General features: G+C 39.3%; 16 protein-coding genes. 4 read left to right on the top strand and 12 right to left on the bottom strand.

The window, feature by feature from the left end; all coding sequences use genetic code 11:
* Window positions 1–95 precede the first annotated feature (95 nt).
* The 4 genes from deoD to HRT55_RS12130 form a co-directional block, all read right to left on the bottom strand.
* Complete coding sequence (gene deoD, locus HRT55_RS12145) at window positions 96–800, bottom strand: purine-nucleoside phosphorylase (RefSeq protein WP_291621593.1); 705 nt, start codon at window positions 798–800, stop codon at window positions 96–98.
* A 326-nt stretch (window positions 801–1126) separates the two neighbouring features.
* Complete coding sequence (gene add, locus HRT55_RS12140; protein WP_291621591.1) at window positions 1127–2131, bottom strand: adenosine deaminase; 1005 nt, start codon at window positions 2129–2131, stop codon at window positions 1127–1129.
* Between the two features lie 150 nt (window positions 2132–2281).
* Window positions 2282–3232 (bottom strand): endonuclease/exonuclease/phosphatase family protein, encoded by a 951-nt coding sequence (locus HRT55_RS12135; protein ID WP_291621589.1) that lies wholly within the window; start codon window positions 3230–3232, stop codon window positions 2282–2284.
* A gap of 121 nt (window positions 3233–3353) precedes the next feature.
* The gene (locus HRT55_RS12130; protein WP_291621587.1) at window positions 3354–4346 is read right to left on the bottom strand and encodes a hypothetical protein; all 993 of its coding nucleotides are present in this window, start codon (window positions 4344–4346) and stop codon (window positions 3354–3356) included.
* A 186-nt stretch (window positions 4347–4532) separates the two neighbouring features.
* On the opposite strand from HRT55_RS12130, the gene HRT55_RS12125 reads away from it, so the two are divergent.
* The 4 genes from HRT55_RS12125 (at window position 4533) to HRT55_RS12110 (ending at window position 8202) form a co-directional block, all read left to right on the top strand.
* Window positions 4533–5375: a 2OG-Fe(II) oxygenase family protein gene (locus HRT55_RS12125; RefSeq protein WP_291621585.1), complete on the top strand. Its 843-nt coding sequence runs from the start codon at window positions 4533–4535 to the stop codon at window positions 5373–5375.
* 231 nt (window positions 5376–5606) lie between these two features.
* Window positions 5607–6332 carry a 5-oxoprolinase subunit PxpA gene (locus HRT55_RS12120; RefSeq protein WP_291621845.1) on the top strand — a complete coding sequence of 242 codons (726 nt, stop codon included), beginning with the start codon at window positions 5607–5609 and terminating at the stop codon, window positions 6330–6332.
* Between the two features lie 82 nt (window positions 6333–6414).
* Window positions 6415–7131: a 5-oxoprolinase subunit PxpB gene (gene pxpB, locus HRT55_RS12115; RefSeq protein WP_291621583.1), complete on the top strand. Its 717-nt coding sequence runs from the start codon at window positions 6415–6417 to the stop codon at window positions 7129–7131.
* A gap of 90 nt (window positions 7132–7221) precedes the next feature.
* Entirely contained in the window at window positions 7222–8202 is a 981-nt protein-coding gene (locus HRT55_RS12110) for a biotin-dependent carboxyltransferase family protein (RefSeq protein WP_291621581.1), read from the top strand.
* A 243-nt stretch (window positions 8203–8445) separates the two neighbouring features.
* Here the strand turns inward: HRT55_RS12110 and uspE are convergent, their stop codons facing one another.
* From uspE to HRT55_RS12070, 8 genes are all read right to left on the bottom strand, one after another.
* Window positions 8446–9393: a universal stress protein UspE gene (gene uspE / locus HRT55_RS12105; RefSeq protein WP_291621579.1), complete on the bottom strand. Its 948-nt coding sequence runs from the start codon at window positions 9391–9393 to the stop codon at window positions 8446–8448.
* A gap of 165 nt (window positions 9394–9558) precedes the next feature.
* Window positions 9559–10278, bottom strand: a complete 720-nt coding sequence (locus HRT55_RS12100; protein WP_291621577.1) for an FNR family transcription factor — start codon at window positions 10276–10278, stop codon at window positions 9559–9561.
* 389 nt (window positions 10279–10667) lie between these two features.
* On the bottom strand, window positions 10668–11417 hold the full coding sequence (locus HRT55_RS12095) for a sulfite exporter TauE/SafE family protein (RefSeq protein WP_291621575.1): 750 nt from the start codon (window positions 11415–11417) through the stop codon (window positions 10668–10670).
* Window positions 11418–11420: 3 nt separating this feature from the next.
* Window positions 11421–11636, bottom strand: coding sequence for a cbb3-type cytochrome oxidase assembly protein CcoS (ccoS, locus tag HRT55_RS12090; protein ID WP_291621574.1), 216 nt, complete (start codon window positions 11634–11636; stop codon window positions 11421–11423).
* 137 nt (window positions 11637–11773) lie between these two features.
* Entirely contained in the window at window positions 11774–14260 is a 2487-nt protein-coding gene (locus HRT55_RS12085; RefSeq protein ID WP_291621572.1) for a heavy metal translocating P-type ATPase, read from the bottom strand.
* Between the two features lie 94 nt (window positions 14261–14354).
* On the bottom strand, window positions 14355–14870 hold the full coding sequence (locus tag HRT55_RS12080) for a FixH family protein (protein WP_291621570.1): 516 nt from the start codon (window positions 14868–14870) through the stop codon (window positions 14355–14357).
* Window positions 14871–15101: 231 nt separating this feature from the next.
* Window positions 15102–16073 carry a cytochrome-c oxidase, cbb3-type subunit III gene (ccoP, locus tag HRT55_RS12075; RefSeq protein WP_291621569.1) on the bottom strand — a complete coding sequence of 324 codons (972 nt, stop codon included), beginning with the start codon at window positions 16071–16073 and terminating at the stop codon, window positions 15102–15104.
* Window positions 16066–16272, bottom strand: coding sequence for a CcoQ/FixQ family Cbb3-type cytochrome c oxidase assembly chaperone (locus HRT55_RS12070; protein WP_291621568.1), 207 nt, complete (start codon window positions 16270–16272; stop codon window positions 16066–16068). Before HRT55_RS12070 ends, ccoP begins: the two co-directional genes overlap by 8 nt.
* Window positions 16273–16279: the final 7 nt, after the last annotated feature.

Raw genomic sequence — 16279 nt, 5'->3', positions numbered from 1 at the left:
TGTATATCGCATTTTATTAGACAAAAAAGGGTTAGCAAAATGCTAACCCTTTTTTTATGTTCAATAAAACTGTACTTGAACGCTTATAACCAGACTTATAGTATGCTTTCTAGGGTAAGTTCCATCATATCTTTAAAGGTTGTTTGTCGCTCTTCAGCAGTGGTTTGCTCACCGGTTTTAATATGATCACTAACGGTTAATACCGTCAGTGCTTTTTTACCGTATTCCGCAGCTACACCATAAAGACCAGCAGCTTCCATTTCCACCGCTAAGACACCGTATTTTTCCAAGGTGGCGAATATTTCCGGTTGCGGTGTATAAAATAAATCAGCAGTGAAGATATTACCTACATGCACAGCTTTACCCATTTTTTCTGCCGTATCAACAACACTTTTCAATAAAGAGAAGTCAGCACAAGCGGCAAAATCTACATTGCTTATTCTTTGTCTGTTTACGTTTGAATCAGTGCTAGCAGCCATACCAATGACAATATCGCGAATTTTGATGTCATCACGGATGGCGCCACAAGAGCCAATGCGAATGATTTTTTCAACGCCATAATCTCTATAAAGCTCAGTGGCATAAATAGATATACTGGGTACACCCATGCCTGAGCCCATCACTGAGATGCGTTTACCTTTGTAAGTACCGGTGTAACCAAACATATTACGTACTTTAGTGACGCACTTTACGTCATCGAGAAAGTTTTCGGCGATAAACTTGGCTCTAAGTGGGTCGCCTGGCATTAACACTGTTTCAGCGAAATCACCTGCTTGAGCTTCGATATGAGGGGTTGGCATAAGAGTTATCCTTTTAATGTTGTAAGCCAGTAAGTTTCTAGCCAGAATAGAATTATTCATGCAGCTATCAAGGATTTTTTACTGATAAAGTTGATGTTTACTTTGTTAGGCACTATTTATCAACATCGTAATAAGTAGTGCATTAATAATAATGCTAATGCATTAATCGTTCAAGTTGCTAATGCATAGCTAAACGATTTAAGTGTAAAGGCAGCACCTTTATTCATTATTTCCAAAGCTAGTTCAAACTCAAACTTAGCTTAAGTCTGGACTAGATTTTTGTCTGGTATATTTTCTTTAACAGAGCTTTATTGCTCCTAGCTTTATTAAACCGCGCTTTGTTTAATATTGAGCAAAGCTTTCTTTTCTGCGGCTGATAAGAAGCTCATTTCGACTGCATTACGCTGTAACTGACTTATTTGTTCGCTATCAAAGCCAAGTACTTTACTGGCAACTTCAAATTCACCTTCAAGCTCTATATTTTCAACGGCAGGATCATCAGTATTTAAACAAACCATCAGCTCGTTTGCTAAGAAGGTTTTTACTGGATGTGTTGCTAGGTCTTTGATAGTACCGGTTTGATAATTAGAGGTAAGACAAGACTCAAGACTAATTTGATGATCGCGCATATAATCCATTAGCTTTTGATCTTTAGCACAAGCGACACCATGACCGATTCGTGTGGCGCCTAACTTTTCAATAGCATGCCAAACACTCTCTGGACCTGCGGCTTCTCCCGCATGTACACTAACATTTAAGCCTGCATCTCTAACTTGTTTAAAGTGGCTTTCAAAAAGACTGCCTGGAAAGTTATATTCATCACCCGCTAAGTCTACGGCAACTAAGTTGTCTTTATAGGCGAGTAGGGCGTTCAGTTCCGTTTGACAGTGTTCGATACCAAAAGTACGGCTTAAAATACCCATTAAGTTAATCTTGGTGGAAAATTTGTTTCTGCCCTGATTCACGCCTTCAATAATTGCTTCAACCACACCTTCTATTGGCAGCTTGTGTGTCATAGCGATGTAATAAGGCGAAAATCTTAATTCAGCATAATCGATATTAGCGTTGTAAACATCTTCGACATTCTCAAAACCAATACGAACCACATCATCAAGGGACTTTAATACACCAACACCCCAATCAAGCTTTTTCAAAAAGGCCAACAGGTCAGCTTCACTGTCAGTGATTTGCACGTGAGGAATAAACGCCTCGAAGCTGTTAGTAGGTAATTTGATATTGTTTTGTTGCGCCAGTTGCCAAATGGTTGCTGGGCGAATGTTGCCATCTAAGTGTCGATGTAAATCAATGAGGGGAAGTTGCTTGTTAAACATGATAAAGGTCCTAAGTGTGCAAACTTAGTTGGCACAATCGCTGATTTACAGGCGAGAAACCACTAAGTTGTGTTTCTTGTTAATTATAGACGTAGAAAAACAATGATAAAGTTTAGTAGTTTAACACGTCCATTGCTTAAAACGTTGTGCTTAAAGCTTAAGTCTTACCGAAATAGGGCAATGGTCGCTCAAGTTTTGTGATAATTTTTTAGTGTATTTTGGTTTAAAAATTAATTGCTCAAAGGAAGCATCAATATAGAGCTCTTTAGCTGTAGGACTAAAAAGAATATGATCTATATAGTCTTTATAATAACCACCCCAACAGTCAGAATTAACCGCCGTTGTTGGCGTCCAAAGCGCGGCTTGGCCACCATCATTTAATGCTTGCCATAAACCTTTATCTTCAGAGTAATTCGAGGCCATATCTTGGGTGAAACGACGATTGAAATCGCCTAAGACTATATAAGTAGAGCCTTGTGTCGCATGTGCATCAATCCATTGCTCTAATGGCGCTATTTGTTTACTCAGTTTTTCACAGGCTTCTTTACGTCTTGCTTCTTTGTCGTTGGTACTTGGCATTGCATTTATGCTGGTATTATCTAATGGATCTGTAAAACAGCCAGACTTTAAATGTACGGCGAGTAGATGTAAGGTTTTATCGTTTTTCGTTAGGGTTATATCCATACCATGGCGTACTCTACCAACATCTAATGCTTTATATTCTTCAGCTTTAATCTTAAAGCCTTGGGACTTTTTAATGGCTACACCAACACGTTGTACCCAATCTTTAGTAGAGAAGTAATAATCATAGTCATCGCCAAAAACCTTACGTGCCCAGTACTCACTTTCAACTTCCTGTAGGGCAATAACATCTGCATCTAGGGCTTTGGCATAATCGGAGAGTTGCTGATAATCGGCCTCAGTGCGTTGATTATATTCATGTGAGCCAAGCCAAGCGATGTTCCATGAGGCTACTTTTATTTCATTGGCTTGAGTTGTCGTTGCTATCAGAGCATCACTTTCTGGTGCAGCGTCCGTAGTTGAATAACTACTACAGCTAGCAATAGCTAATAATAAAGTGCTCAATATTAATTTTTTCATCAAACGTCTCTTTAGTTTATTGCTTATGGTTTTATCTAACCATACGGTCAGGATTGTATGTAGATTGCAACATTACACTAGTTCTATGTTAACAAACAACTAAATAGTATTGAATTAGGGATTAATTATTACAACCAATATGAGGTAAATTAGCGTTAATTAGACCGTTAATAATAAATGGTTTTTCTGGTGATTCTTTATTAAAAGTGACCTTAGTTGCATCAAGGTATCGAAAGTCACCCGCAGCATTTAAATGCCATAAATTATTGTCTAATTTTTCAAAGCAAAAATCTCCAGTATCACCGTGGGCAATTAATACCGGCTTCTTTATTCGTTTGGCTAACTGTTTAAAGGCTTGGCGATAGTCAGCAAAAGCATCACATGTCTTTAACGATGTACTGTCACAGTCGCCACTTTGTAAAACCTTTTGTTGATAAATATCTGCTTGAAAGCCGATGATTACGGCATCAAATTTATTTGCTTGCGCCTCAATGTTTTTCAGCCAAGCAAGGTTAGCTTTGTCTCGCTTATCCACGGTTTTGATGGCACTTTCTTGATCAGACATACCAATATGAACACGACCGTTACTGGTGCCAACTAGGTGAAGTGTACTGATTGCTAGGCGTTCATTAATCCAAAACTTGTTTTCTATTTGCATTGCTTGGCTCGTAAGCGAGCTTAAATCCTTGGTTAATAGTGGCGGATTCTGGTACATCAATGTTATTAAATATTCGAGTCTTTCTAATTCATTAAAGCTGTGGACTAGTGAGGTACGATCACAATCAGTCCAATCGTTGTCACCAGGTGTGTAGATAACTCTACCGGGATAGATTTGCGCCAACAGCGCTTTATGTTCATTTAATAAGGAGTCAGTGCATGACTTGCCACCACTCTTAAAATCACCAAGGTGCATAACAACACTAGGGTTTACTTCATTGATGAGACGAAATAATAGGCCATTTGGGCCTTGCAACATATGTTTTTCTTTATCGCTGTATGGCGTGTCAGCAAGTACCACGACTGTTTGTGCCGATAATGTTGAGCTAATAGTGGTTAAAAATAAAAAAGCTAAGGAGTAACAACTTTTTTTCCATATATTAATACTTATAATCATCAATAGCCTTTTCACTTTACCAAGAATAAAAGTTAAGCTAGCGAATGAAGGTGATTTTTGCAAGTTTTCTTTATACTTTAAATGACCATTTGGTCAAGTTTTTTGGCTTGAGGCTGTTGAACAAAACCGATAAAAGAGTAAAATCTCTTTATTGGTTTAAAGCGTTCCTTCAAAGAGAATTAAATTATGCAAGTACAAGTTGTCGATTACACAGCAAAAGACGCGGCTGAAAAATTTGTTAAAAGCTTACGCGAAACTGGCTTTGGCGTACTTATTAATCACCCAATCAAACAAAGTTTAGTTGAGTCAATTTATAAAAACTGGCAGGAGTTTTTCTTAAGCGAAGAAAAACATTCGTTTGCTTTTGACCCAGAAAAACAAGATGGCTATTTTTCTGCAGAGATATCTGAAACGGCTAAAGGTCATAGTAAAAAGGATATTAAGGAATATTTCCATGTTTACCCTTGGGGTCGTATTCCTGAAGCGCTTAAAGAAGAAATTCTTGAATATTATCGATTAACATCACAGCTGGCCGCTGAGTTACTGGACTGGGTAGAAGTGCACTCTCCAGTTGATGTTGCTGATAAGTATGCTGAAGCTTTATCTCATATGATTAAAGATACCCCGAATACTTTATTGCGCATATTGCATTACCCACCGCTTACCGGTAATGAGGAAGCTGGTGCGGTTAGAGCCGCGGCCCATGAAGATATTAACTTATTAACTATATTACCCGCAGCTAACGAGCCAGGTTTGCAAGTACAAGGTCAAGATGGCGAATGGATGGATGTACCTTCTGATTTTGGTAATCTAATTATTAATATTGGCGATATGTTACAAGAAGCATCAGGAGGCTACTTTCCATCAACAAGCCATCGCGTAATTAATCCAACAGGTAAGGGCAGTGATAAATCTCGTATTTCTTTGCCTTTGTTTTTACATCCACGTAGCGAAGTGGTGTTGTCTGAGCAACATACTCAAGCGAGTTATTTATTAGAGCGATTACGTGAGTTAGGCGTAAAAGTTTAACCTAATTCAATTTAACTTAACGAGTTTCACTAATTTTTATCGCTATGTTCAGCCGACCTGTGTCCCCACTGGTCGGTTTTTTTATGCTATTTAATATGTTTATTGTTAAATAAGTTACTACTTCAACAACTTAGTTTGGGTATATAATCTTTATATCAATGAGAAAGGGTAAGCTGGTGCTTAATTAGAGCAGCTACTTAATTAGAAAAGCCATGGCGAACGCTGATGAAGATAAAATTAAACTGTGATTTAGGTGAAAGCTTTGGCGCATGGACCATGGGTCACGATAGTGAGGTTATGCCTTATATTGATCAAGCCAATATTGCCTGCGGTTTTCATGGCGGTGATCCCTTGGTGATGCAAAAAACATTGGCACTCGCTAAGCAACATCAAGTAAGTGTTGGCGCCCATCCGAGCTACCCTGACTTAGTTGGCTTTGGTCGACGTTCAATGGCTTGTTCCTCTGAGGAAATTATTGCCCTTATCCATTATCAAGTCGCAGCGTTAGACGGTATGGCAAGTGCACAAGGCTTGTCGATAGATTATGTTAAGCCACATGGTGCGCTTTATAACGATATGATGGCTAAAGCTGAAGTATTTACCGCTATCTTAGCGGCGTTAAGTCAATATCCGAAAAAACTAACCTTGATGTTACAAGCTACACCTGAGTTGGCGGCATTTAAAGCACAAGCGAATGAATTTGGTATAGCGGTGTATGCAGAGGCCTTTGCCGATCGCTGTTATGACGATGACGGCAGGTTAGTCGCTCGCAGCCAAGCGGGCGCAGTGTTAAATAAAGCCGCAATGCTAGCGCAAGTTAAGCAGTTAACAGAGCAAGGCACTGTTACTACCTTATCAGGTAAAGTACTTAAGCTTAATGTCGATAGCATCTGTGTTCATGGTGATAATATTGCAGGCTTACAAGCCATTGGCGAAATTAAAGCTTTGCTGCGCTAATATTGAAGGTACTTTGTTGAAGGTAGCTAGGTCAAAGGTAGCTGATGTCTAGGGTAATTAACGTTAATGATACATGCAGCCTATGAAAATTAATGATTCAATTCACCTTGAACTTGCCGGTGAAAATGCTCTGATACTTTACTTTTCTGATAATGAGCAGACAACAGCAGTCATTACTCCAGAGATTAGCAGTAAGGTTGAGCAAGCAGAGCAACTTATACGTCAAAATTTATCAGCAGAAATTGTTGATCTTATCCCATCATATGCCTCTATTTTAGTGGTGTTTAATTTACTTGAAATTGACCACCATCATTTACGCAACGAACTGAAAAAACTATTAAAACCACATGACCACAGCAATAGTAGAGCGAGCAAATTAATTGAGCTGCCGGCTTATTATTCACTCGAATCGGGTGTGGACTTGGCGCGAATTGCCAAGCACGCTAAGCTCAGTGTCGAGCAAGTTATCGACTTACATCAAGGTCAAGAATATCGTGTTTATGCCATCGGCTTTGCGCCAGGGTTTGCTTATTTAGGGGAAGTTGATAAGCGTATTGCGATGCCAAGATTAGCTACACCCAGATTAAAAGTCCCAAAAGGCGCTGTCGCTATTGCTGATAGACAAACAGCTGTTTATCCTGCCGAGTCCCCAGGTGGTTGGAATATCATAGCTTTATGTCCACTTGATATGTTTAATGCTCAAGCAGAGCAAATAATGCCGGTTGCGGTAGGTGATAGAGTTAAATTTTTCGCCATTGATAAGCAGCAGTATCTTGAGTTAGGCGGTAAATTACCTTGATGTTTATGAAACATAGCCAATATCAATTCAAAATGGTTAAGCGAGCAAGTGAGTGCTGAAATGAAGGTAATAGCTGTATGAAGTATATTTATGACTAAGGTAATAGCTAAAGCGAGTAATAACGCCCTGGGACTTTTAGTCACTAACGCTGGTGTGTTGAGCTTGGTTCAAGACTCAGGTCGATATGGTGCTTTTAATTTAGGACTCACCAACGGCGGCCCTGCAGACTCATTAGCCTTTTATTGGGCAAATAGACTTTGTGGTAATGAACTCAATAGCACAGCCATTGAAATTAATTTAGGCGGCTTAGAGTTAACCGCACAAGTTGATTGTGTCATTGCCGTTACTGGTGCACCCATGCCGCTGACAATCAATGGTCGACAAAGATTACTGTGGCAAAGTTTTTCTGTTAAAGCAGGGGATACTATCAAATTAGCTTATGCCCCCGTTGGTGTACGTTGTTATTTAGCGGTAGCGGGTGGCTTTGTTATTAAAGCCAGCTTTGGCAGTACAGCTACAGTATGTCGAGAGTCAGTAGGTGGCTTAAATGGCGATAAACTCGCCGTCAATGATGTCTTACCCTGCCACACCATGTTGAGAGATGACGATAAACTTAAACAGCTAATGTTAGCTGAGCATCAGCAACCACACTATAGCAATGAGGTGGTGTTACACACAATATTAAGTTATCAGCAGCGGCATTTCTCGGCGATAGAGAAAAAACTGTTCTTTGCTAATGAGTATCAAGTCAGTAAACACTGGGACCGTATGGGTTATCGTTTGCAGGGGCGAGCGGTAAAGGCAGATGTTAAGGGCATTTTATCCGAAGGCATTTGTTATGGCGCGGTACAAATACCGGCAGACGGTCAGCCAATAGTATTACTTAATGACAGGCAAACTATTGGTGGTTATCCTAAAATAGGCGCGGTGATTTCAACAGATTGCGCTAAGCTTGCGCAATTACGTCAAGGTGATAGCGTGCGTTTTGAGCCTATTTCTATGTCAAAAGCCGATAACATGTTTCATCTTAATTTAAGCCGCTTTAACCAAACACAGCTTATACCAATTTAATTAAATTATTGCCCACTTGTACTGGTTAAAATACTTCAAGGCGGCGTTGCTCTCAATCCCAATAGCCAGCTATTGTTCAATCGAGCGCCTTGCTTTGATTTTTTCCTACGCAAAACAAGATCACAAACTTAATGAAACTAGTATTATTAGTTTTTAGCGAAAAAAATATTAAGCGAAGTATATAGAAAAGGGCTAACTTATTAAGTTTGCCCTTTCGTTTTCATATTAATTGTCAGTGTAAGCTTAATCAGCAAGTGGTGACACATAACCGTCGGGTTTTAGTGCCAGTACATCACAGTTTAATTGGTCTATAACATGCTCTGCAGTATTGCCTATCAGCGCTGCGGAAATTCCCGTGCGGCCAACAGTGCCTAAAATAACTAATTCGGCATCAATTTCTAAGGCTACTTGCTCAATAACTGTTTCTGGTAACCCTTCTTCAACATGAGTGTTAGTTAAAGGTATATCAAAGCTATTAGCATGCTTGTTCATTGCCTCTTTATGGTGTGCTTGCATGGCATTATTGTATTCACTGGCATCAAACTCTGGGATTTCAATAGCAATATTTACTGGGGTACCAGGGTAGGAGTTAACTAAGTGCACATTAGCGGTAATTAACTGAGCAATATTTTTTGCTTGTTTGGTAATGGTATTGTTTAAAGATAAATGTTCAGTCTCATCACTACCGACATGAAGAGCGGCGAGAATATTGCCTTGCTCTGGCCATTCATGCTCTTTAACCAATAATACCGGACAAGGACATTTTCGCAGAATATGCCAATCGGTTGGCGTAAATATTACAGATTTAAATTTATCATGCTGGTGGGTGCCCTTCATTACTAAGTCATGATTGTGATCAATGACTTGGCCAATAATGGCTTCAAAAGGACGATTATGCCATACCACTTTACTGGTGATGTCTATTTGGCTATTCGTGGCTGAGATAACATCATCTAGCCAAAGTTGTTTTTCTTTAATAACCATTTGGCGCATGGTATCGCGCTCGCCACTGGATAAAATAGTGGTCATCTCATAAGAGAAATCAAAAATGCTAAAAAAAGCAGTAATATTTATTTGATGGTCAGCATTCGCGGTAGTAATTCTTGAGGCAAGCTCGATGGCTCTTTTAAGGGCTTTTTGATCTTCTGTTGTTGGATCAATGACAACAAGGATATTTTGATACATTTCCATAGCAACCTCTGGCAAACTAAAAATAACGTTACGTTATTTATAGCAAAGTTGACAAGTTAATGCTTGTTTTAAATCAAGATTAGTTAAGATTAGTTAAGCTTAGTTTTGCTATGGCTTAATTATTTCTTAATCAAAATAAACCATAGCAAGGAGATAGCTAAAGAGTTATAGCGCAGCGGTTTCGCAAAGTTTGTCATTATCTAGTATTGCAATTAATTTACCATCGACTTTGATTAAGCCACTTTTATGAAAGCGATTTAATAAACGGCTAATAGTTTCAACGGTTAAACCAATATAATTACCAATGTCACTGCGGGTCATGGTTAAGCGAAACTCTGACGCAGATAAACCACGGGCATGATAACGCTCACTTAAGCTGACGATGAAAGTAGCGACACGTTGTTCAGCATTCTTTCTATTTAGTAGGGTAAGCATTTCCTGATCGGTTTTAATTTCGTTACTCATCAAACGTAATACCTGCTTTTTAAGCTTAGGCATAGTATTAGATAATTCATCTAAGTTTGCATAAGGGATCTCACAAACCATCGAGGTTTCTAGTGCTTGGGCAAAACTAGGGTGAGAGTTTTCAGCAATGGCATCAAAACCAAGTAAATCGCCAGCTAAATGAAAGCCAGTAATTTGTTCTTCTCCCTGTTGATTAACGGTAAACGTTTTAAATGTGCCTGAGCGTATCGCATATAAAGCATGTAATTCTTGACCATCATGAAAAATTTTATCGCCTTTATGAATAGGGCGCTTACGGTCAATTATATTATCAAGGGTATCAAGTTCTTTATCATTTAAAGTAAACGGTAAACATAGCTCACTAATACTACAGTTTTGACAGTTGATATGTTGTGTCGCAGGACAACTTTTATTTTGCATGATATTACTCTTTGATGTAGCTATTTTAGCTAACTTTAAGACGAGTATGTTATACCAATTGAATTAATGAGTACACCACTTAGCGAGAATTAAAAGGCTTAGAGGCAAGGCATTGATTGAAGAGAATGGTTATTCAGGAGAATATGCTCAGAATAATTGCTCCTGCATTATCTAATAAGGTACTACCTGTACCGTTCTGGTAAAAATCAATAACTTAGCATATAAGCCTTTACCTTTTATTAGATACTCGCCCTTTGGGAACTCAGAAGCAAACTGATAACATCACAAAATTAATAAAATATAGATCAACTATGTTTAACTCATTTTGTTTGTTCTAACCTCGTTACTGAAGCTCTAAGTTGGTCGATTCATTATTTCAATTGGTATTATTAGAACGTTAGTTGAAATGCAACAGTAAAACTATATACACCATAGCCGATAAGAGAGATTGCCATGGCTTTTCTAAAAGCGTTTTTAACCAGTAGTTTTTTTATACTACCGATACCAAGTGATAATGCGATTAAGGCCGGTAAAGTCCCTAAACCGAAAAAAAGCATGATAGTGGCGCCGGTTAAGCTACTGCCACTAGCAAGTGACCAGGTGAGGGTTGAATATACCAAGCCACAAGGTAACCATCCCCATAAAGCACCTAAACCCAGGGCTTTTTTGCGATTATCAACAGGAATAACATGTTTAGCCATTGGCGATAAATAACCCCATAAACCTTTACCTAGTGCTTCAATGCGGTTGAGCCATAAAAGCCATTTTCCAATATATAAACCCAGTAAAATGAGAAATACGGCAGCAAGCAAACGTAAACCGGCAATAGGTATACCAATATTTTTAGCGGCTATTGAGCCTGTGAAACCGACGATTGCGCCAATTAAACAATAACTAGCAATACGTCCAATATGGTAAAAAAAGACTAAGTTCAAGCGAAATGTATAGGGTGAGCAGCTTGGCTGAGGTGAAGTTACATTGACCGGGATATCGCCTTGGCCGCTGGCTTTAGCAGTGCGCATATTTACAGGCTTATCAATAGCCGAAGTGAGCATAGTGGTAATGCCACCACACATAGCTAAACAGTGACCAGAGCCAAGTAAGCCGATGATAAAAGCGGAGAACAGATCTAAGTCCATTGGTTATTTGAGGTTTTCCTGCTGTTTTGTACTGTTTTCTACTTCATCCTCTTGCTTTTCTTTGCTGATATTATTTACTGGTTCATCATCAAAAAGAATACTCATGCCTTGCTTTTCAAGGTCATCAAATTGTTCAGCTTTCACTGCCCAGAAAAACAGATAAATGCCCAAAGCGGTTAATAACACGGCGACAGGGATTAAAATATAAATAATGCTCATTTTTTTGCTCACAACTGATTAGTTCATAAATTATGCATTGATAACTAATCTATTCACAACAAGGTTACTTGTTTACCTGTCGCTGACTAGTTACCTTCAACTTATTCTTTAGCTTTCTTTTTAGTTTACTATTTCGTTTAGTCTTTAAGTAAACGTAAAGAATTGGTAATCACTAAAATCGAGCTCGCCGACATGCCAATTACGGCCATATAAGGTGTGATATAACCTGACACAGCAAGGGGTAATACAATAGCATTATAACCAAAGGCCCATAAGTAGTTTTGGAAAATTATTCGACGGGTGCGATGAGAGACTTTTATCAAGATATTGATGCTACTTAGTTTGTTATTAAGTAAAATTACATCGGCGCCACTTTTGGTGATATCTGCGCCACACCCCATGGCTATTGATACATGTGCGGCACCAAATACTGGTGAGTCGTTAACTCCATCCCCTGTCATAGCTACTTTAAAGCCTTGTATCTGGGCATGTTTAATCTGCTGCATTTTGTCTTGGGCACTTAAACCGCCCAACACGGTATTAATGGGCAGCTTTTGCGCGATATTGTCACAGGCTAGTTGACTATCACCGGATAATAATAAGGTCTTGTGTTGCTTATTGAGGTTAGCAATTAGCTCAAAGGCCTGCTCACGAATTTGATCAACTAAGTAAAAGGCAGCAATAATTTGCTTATTTGCCACTAAAATACAGCTGCTATCCTTTAAATACTCTGCTTGGTCACTGTCTAACTGAACACTTTTTTGCAACCAAGAGAATTTACCAATGGCATAGTTAACATTATCAATAGTGCCGCTAACACCTTGACCAGAATGCACTTTCACTTCTTGTGCCCTTAGGTTGTAATTTCTATGTTCGGCAAAAGGTTTGGCAATAGGGTGTTCAGAGTGCGCCTCTAATGCTGCGGCAATGGCGAGTACTTGTTCTTGGCTGTATTTTTGGTCAGTATCCTTTGAGCTGTTGTCGATTAACTCAAGTTTATCAATGGTAAATTCACCTGTGGTTAAGGTGCCAGTTTTATCAAAGGCAAAACAGCTTATTTTTGGCATGGTCTCCATAACATGACCGCCTTTAATCATGATGCCAGCACGATTTAAACGTATGGTTGCACAGGTTAAACCGGTTGGTGTTGCTAATGAAAGGGCACAAGGGCAGGTAGCAACTAAGACGGAAAGAGTAATCCAAAAGGCTTCTTCTGGCAGATGTTGCTGCCAGTAAATGGCCGTAGCAATAGACGTTAATAGAATAAGCGCAACAAAATACTGTGCTATTTTATCCGATAACTTAGCTATCTTAGGTTTGTGGGCTTGTGACTGCTCACTTAAACGAATGAGTTGGCTTAAAAAAGATTGGCCGGTCGCCTGCTTTACCTGCACCGTGATATTGCCATCGCCGTTGATTGTGCCAGCAAAGACACTGTCATTTATTGTTTTACTTATAGGTAATTGCTCGCCCGAAAGCATGGCCTCATTTAATTGGCTAGTACCTGAGGTAATCACACCATCAGCGGGCACAACTTCACCGGGTTTTATAATAACGGTATCGCCTTTAATCAACAGCTTTGCCGCAACTAAGACTTCCTTAGTGTGAGTCTCTTTATTTAGTAATGCTTTACTTTGTGCATCGGCGTTATCGTTGACAGCAATCACTTTAGTCGCCGTCATTGGCATTAGTTTTAATAAATTAGCCGAGACTTGTGCGGCACGCGAACGGGCTCTGAATTCAAGAAACTTACCAATAAGAAGCAGGAAGGTAAACATGGAGACAGACTCGAAGTACACTTCCCCTTGCTGAGTAATGGTTGCCCAAGCACTGGCAGTAAAGGCTAAAATAATAGCAATAGAGACGGGCACATCCATGGATAAGCGTTTTGCTTTAAGGGCTGTTATCGCCCCTGTGTAAAAGGGCAATGCACCATAACAAATAATAGGCGTTGCCAAGATAAAGCTGACCCAGCGTAAATAGACTTTATTGTGCTCATTCATATCAGTAAATGCGCCAAAATAAAGACCAACAGCAATCATCATGATTTGCATCATTAATATACCGCTAATGCCTAAACGTTTGATAAAGGCTTTACTTTGTTTTTTGTTATTTAATTCTACATCGTTAGCTTTAAAAGGCAGTGCCTGATAGCCGATGTTTTCGATAGCTAATAAAATAGCACTTAACTTTATCGCACTATCTTGCCATTTAATCGTTGCTCTTTGAGTGGTCGCATTAACGGTTATACTGATTAAACCTTGCAGTTTATCTAGTTGCATTTCGATAAGCCAGGCACAGGCAGCACAACTCATGCCATCAACGCTTAATATCGCTTCTTTGCTATCTTTGTCCTGACTATCACTTTGAAAAACAAACTCACTTTGGAACACTGTTTCATCAAGTAATTTGTTCTTTTGCAACTGTTCAGGCACAAGTGACTGTGCCCTTTGAGCCGGCTCAGTTCTAACAGAGTAATATTGCGTTAAACCATTATCAACTATGGTTTGTGAGACAGCTTGACAGCCAATGCAGCACATAGCTCGGCTGATTTTATTGATGGTAACAAATAGGTTAATACCTGAGGGGATAACTTCACTACAATGGAAACAGTTACTGGTCATGGCTTACTTTCTAATGAAAGCAAACGCTAGCTTAGCGTATGCTTATGTGAGAGGAGTGGATATATATCCTATACCGCTAAACTATCAGGGTAAGTTATTGCGCTCTGGTTGGATCGGGTACAATATCGATAAAGTCATTTTGCGGTAAATAAATGGTATTTTGAATCTTCCAGTCACCTTTGAAAGAGCTCAGTGTTAGTTTCCATTTACCGTTAACCGGATGGTCGAATTGGTGTCTAAAATGTCCATTACCATCAGGGGTTAAGACTAAGTTAAAGTCTCTGCCTTCCAAAGTGGGGTGGAAAAAATTGGCCTTGAGTACAGGGAATACTTTTTCTATGCCTGTTGGTTTGATAATTAATTCATTACCAGTCATTTTAAGGGCAAATTTCATGCCTAGTTTTTGTGCTAATTTGACCTTAGATACTTCCATATTAATATATTTACCCTTTTTATAGTAATCCCCGATTACTATGGGATCAGGATTGGTATTGGCAATAATATAGTAAGGGATACCAACAACAATAGCCTTTAAAGGTAAAAGGAATACTACCCAAGCCCAAGGCTCACGATACCAATAAGAGATTTGCTCTGGTTCAGATGTTTTCATAAGATTAGATGAAGCCATAATAAATAATAGTAGGTTGAATGTGTGGTATGGAAAGTGCGTAGATTATAACTTTATTCTGAGCGGGCAGCTAGTTTTCAGTCCGGTAAATAGCATAAAAAAACCCTTAGTTACAAAGTGTAACAAGGGCTTTTTTTAAAGTGTAACGTTAGCTCAAACAGTCTTACATGAACTGTTGTGAGCAAACACGTTCAATATCAATGATCTTACTTATTAATCTTGTGAAAGACTATAAACATAAGCACTGATTAAGTGAACTTTTTCTTCACCAAGAATGTCTTTCCATGGCGGCATAACACCAGCACGGCCATAACGAATAGACTCTTCGATTACACGTTTTGAACCACCATATAACCAGGTGTTATCGGTTAAGTTTGGCGCGCCCATTGGTAAACCTAAGGCTAAGCTACCTTGACCTTCGGAACCATGACAACCAGCACATAAGGCAAACTTACCTTTACCCGCTTTGGCTAATTCAGGGTCAACAGAGCGACCACTTAGGCTGATAACGTAAGCTGCAACTTCTTTAACACCTTGGTCGCCGCCTAATGCGCCTTCCCAAGCCATCATGCCAGTAGCAATACGACCATTCATAATGGTCTCTTTAATTACTTCAGGTGTGCCGCCATATAACCAGTCTTTATCAGTTAGGTTAGGGAAGCCGGTAGTACCACGAGCATCAGAGCCATGACATTGTGAACAGTTTTGAATAAACAAACGTTGGCCCACTTTCAATGCTTCGCCATCGGTTGCTAAATCTTCAATACTACGCGCAGCGTAAGCGTCAAAAATCGGACCGTACTTAGCATCAGCAGCGGCAACTTCACGGTCATATTGAACTAATACACCAGAGTCAGCCTTAAGATACTCTAAGGTTTTAGCTTTTGATTCCGCTAGGTTTAAAATACCTTGGTTTGAGCTTTTCCAACCTAAAAGGCCACTCCAACCACCCAAACCATAAAGTGCGATAAAACCAAATGCCCAAACGATAGTTAATAAGAAAAACGTACTCCACCATTTAGGTAAAGGATTGTTTAACTCTTCAATGCCGTCAAACGAATGACCCATTGATTCGCCTTCTTCAACGCCTGCAAAGTTCGTTAAGCACCAACGTAGTAGTAAGAAACAACCTACTAAGGAGCCTAGGGTAAGAACCCAAACCCATATATTCCAGAAGTTAGACATTATTATTCGTCTCCTGTTTGCTATCTTTATCAATAGCGCGTTTTTTATTTGCTGTATCTACTTTGTCTTCATCAAAAATAGAGTTTGCGACATCATCAAATGAGTCTTTACGCTTTTTTGAATAGGACCATACAACGATGATAATAAACAACGCCAATATAAGGAGGGCAACAAGCCCTCTAAGTGTTCCGTAATCCATGATTACT

Source organism: Colwellia sp. (genome assembly GCF_013214175.1).
Classification (GTDB): Bacteria; Pseudomonadota; Gammaproteobacteria; order Enterobacterales; family Alteromonadaceae; genus Colwellia.
Note: the sequence above shows the minus strand (reverse complement) of the source record. Positions and strands in the feature narration are given on the sequence as shown.

Excerpts from the sequence above, each read along its gene's own strand:
- ccoS (WP_291621574.1), bottom strand. The coding sequence starts at position 11,636 with ATGAGCATTATTTATATTTTAATCCCTGTCGCCGTGTTATTAACCGCT.
- HRT55_RS12070 (WP_291621568.1), bottom strand. The coding sequence starts at position 16,272 with ATGGATTACGGAACACTTAGAGGGCTTGTTGCCCTCCTTATATTGGCG.
- HRT55_RS12110 (WP_291621581.1), top strand. The coding sequence starts at position 7,222 with ATGACTAAGGTAATAGCTAAAGCGAGTAATAACGCCCTGGGACTTTTA.
- uspE (WP_291621579.1), bottom strand. The coding sequence starts at position 9,393 with ATGGAAATGTATCAAAATATCCTTGTTGTCATTGATCCAACAACAGAA.
- ccoP (WP_291621569.1), bottom strand. The coding sequence starts at position 16,073 with ATGTCTAACTTCTGGAATATATGGGTTTGGGTTCTTACCCTAGGCTCC.
- HRT55_RS12085 (WP_291621572.1), bottom strand. The coding sequence starts at position 14,260 with ATGACCAGTAACTGTTTCCATTGTAGTGAAGTTATCCCCTCAGGTATT.
- HRT55_RS12080 (WP_291621570.1), bottom strand. The coding sequence starts at position 14,870 with ATGAAAACATCTGAACCAGAGCAAATCTCTTATTGGTATCGTGAGCCT.
- HRT55_RS12130 (WP_291621587.1), bottom strand. The coding sequence starts at position 4,346 with ATGATTATAAGTATTAATATATGGAAAAAAAGTTGTTACTCCTTAGCT.
- HRT55_RS12135 (WP_291621589.1), bottom strand. The coding sequence starts at position 3,232 with ATGAAAAAATTAATATTGAGCACTTTATTATTAGCTATTGCTAGCTGT.
- HRT55_RS12125 (WP_291621585.1), top strand. The coding sequence starts at position 4,533 with ATGCAAGTACAAGTTGTCGATTACACAGCAAAAGACGCGGCTGAAAAA.
- HRT55_RS12100 (WP_291621577.1), bottom strand. The coding sequence starts at position 10,278 with ATGCAAAATAAAAGTTGTCCTGCGACACAACATATCAACTGTCAAAAC.
- deoD (WP_291621593.1), bottom strand. The coding sequence starts at position 800 with ATGCCAACCCCTCATATCGAAGCTCAAGCAGGTGATTTCGCTGAAACA.
- add (WP_291621591.1), bottom strand. The coding sequence starts at position 2,131 with ATGTTTAACAAGCAACTTCCCCTCATTGATTTACATCGACACTTAGAT.
- HRT55_RS12095 (WP_291621575.1), bottom strand. The coding sequence starts at position 11,417 with ATGGACTTAGATCTGTTCTCCGCTTTTATCATCGGCTTACTTGGCTCT.
- pxpB (WP_291621583.1), top strand. The coding sequence starts at position 6,415 with ATGAAAATTAATGATTCAATTCACCTTGAACTTGCCGGTGAAAATGCT.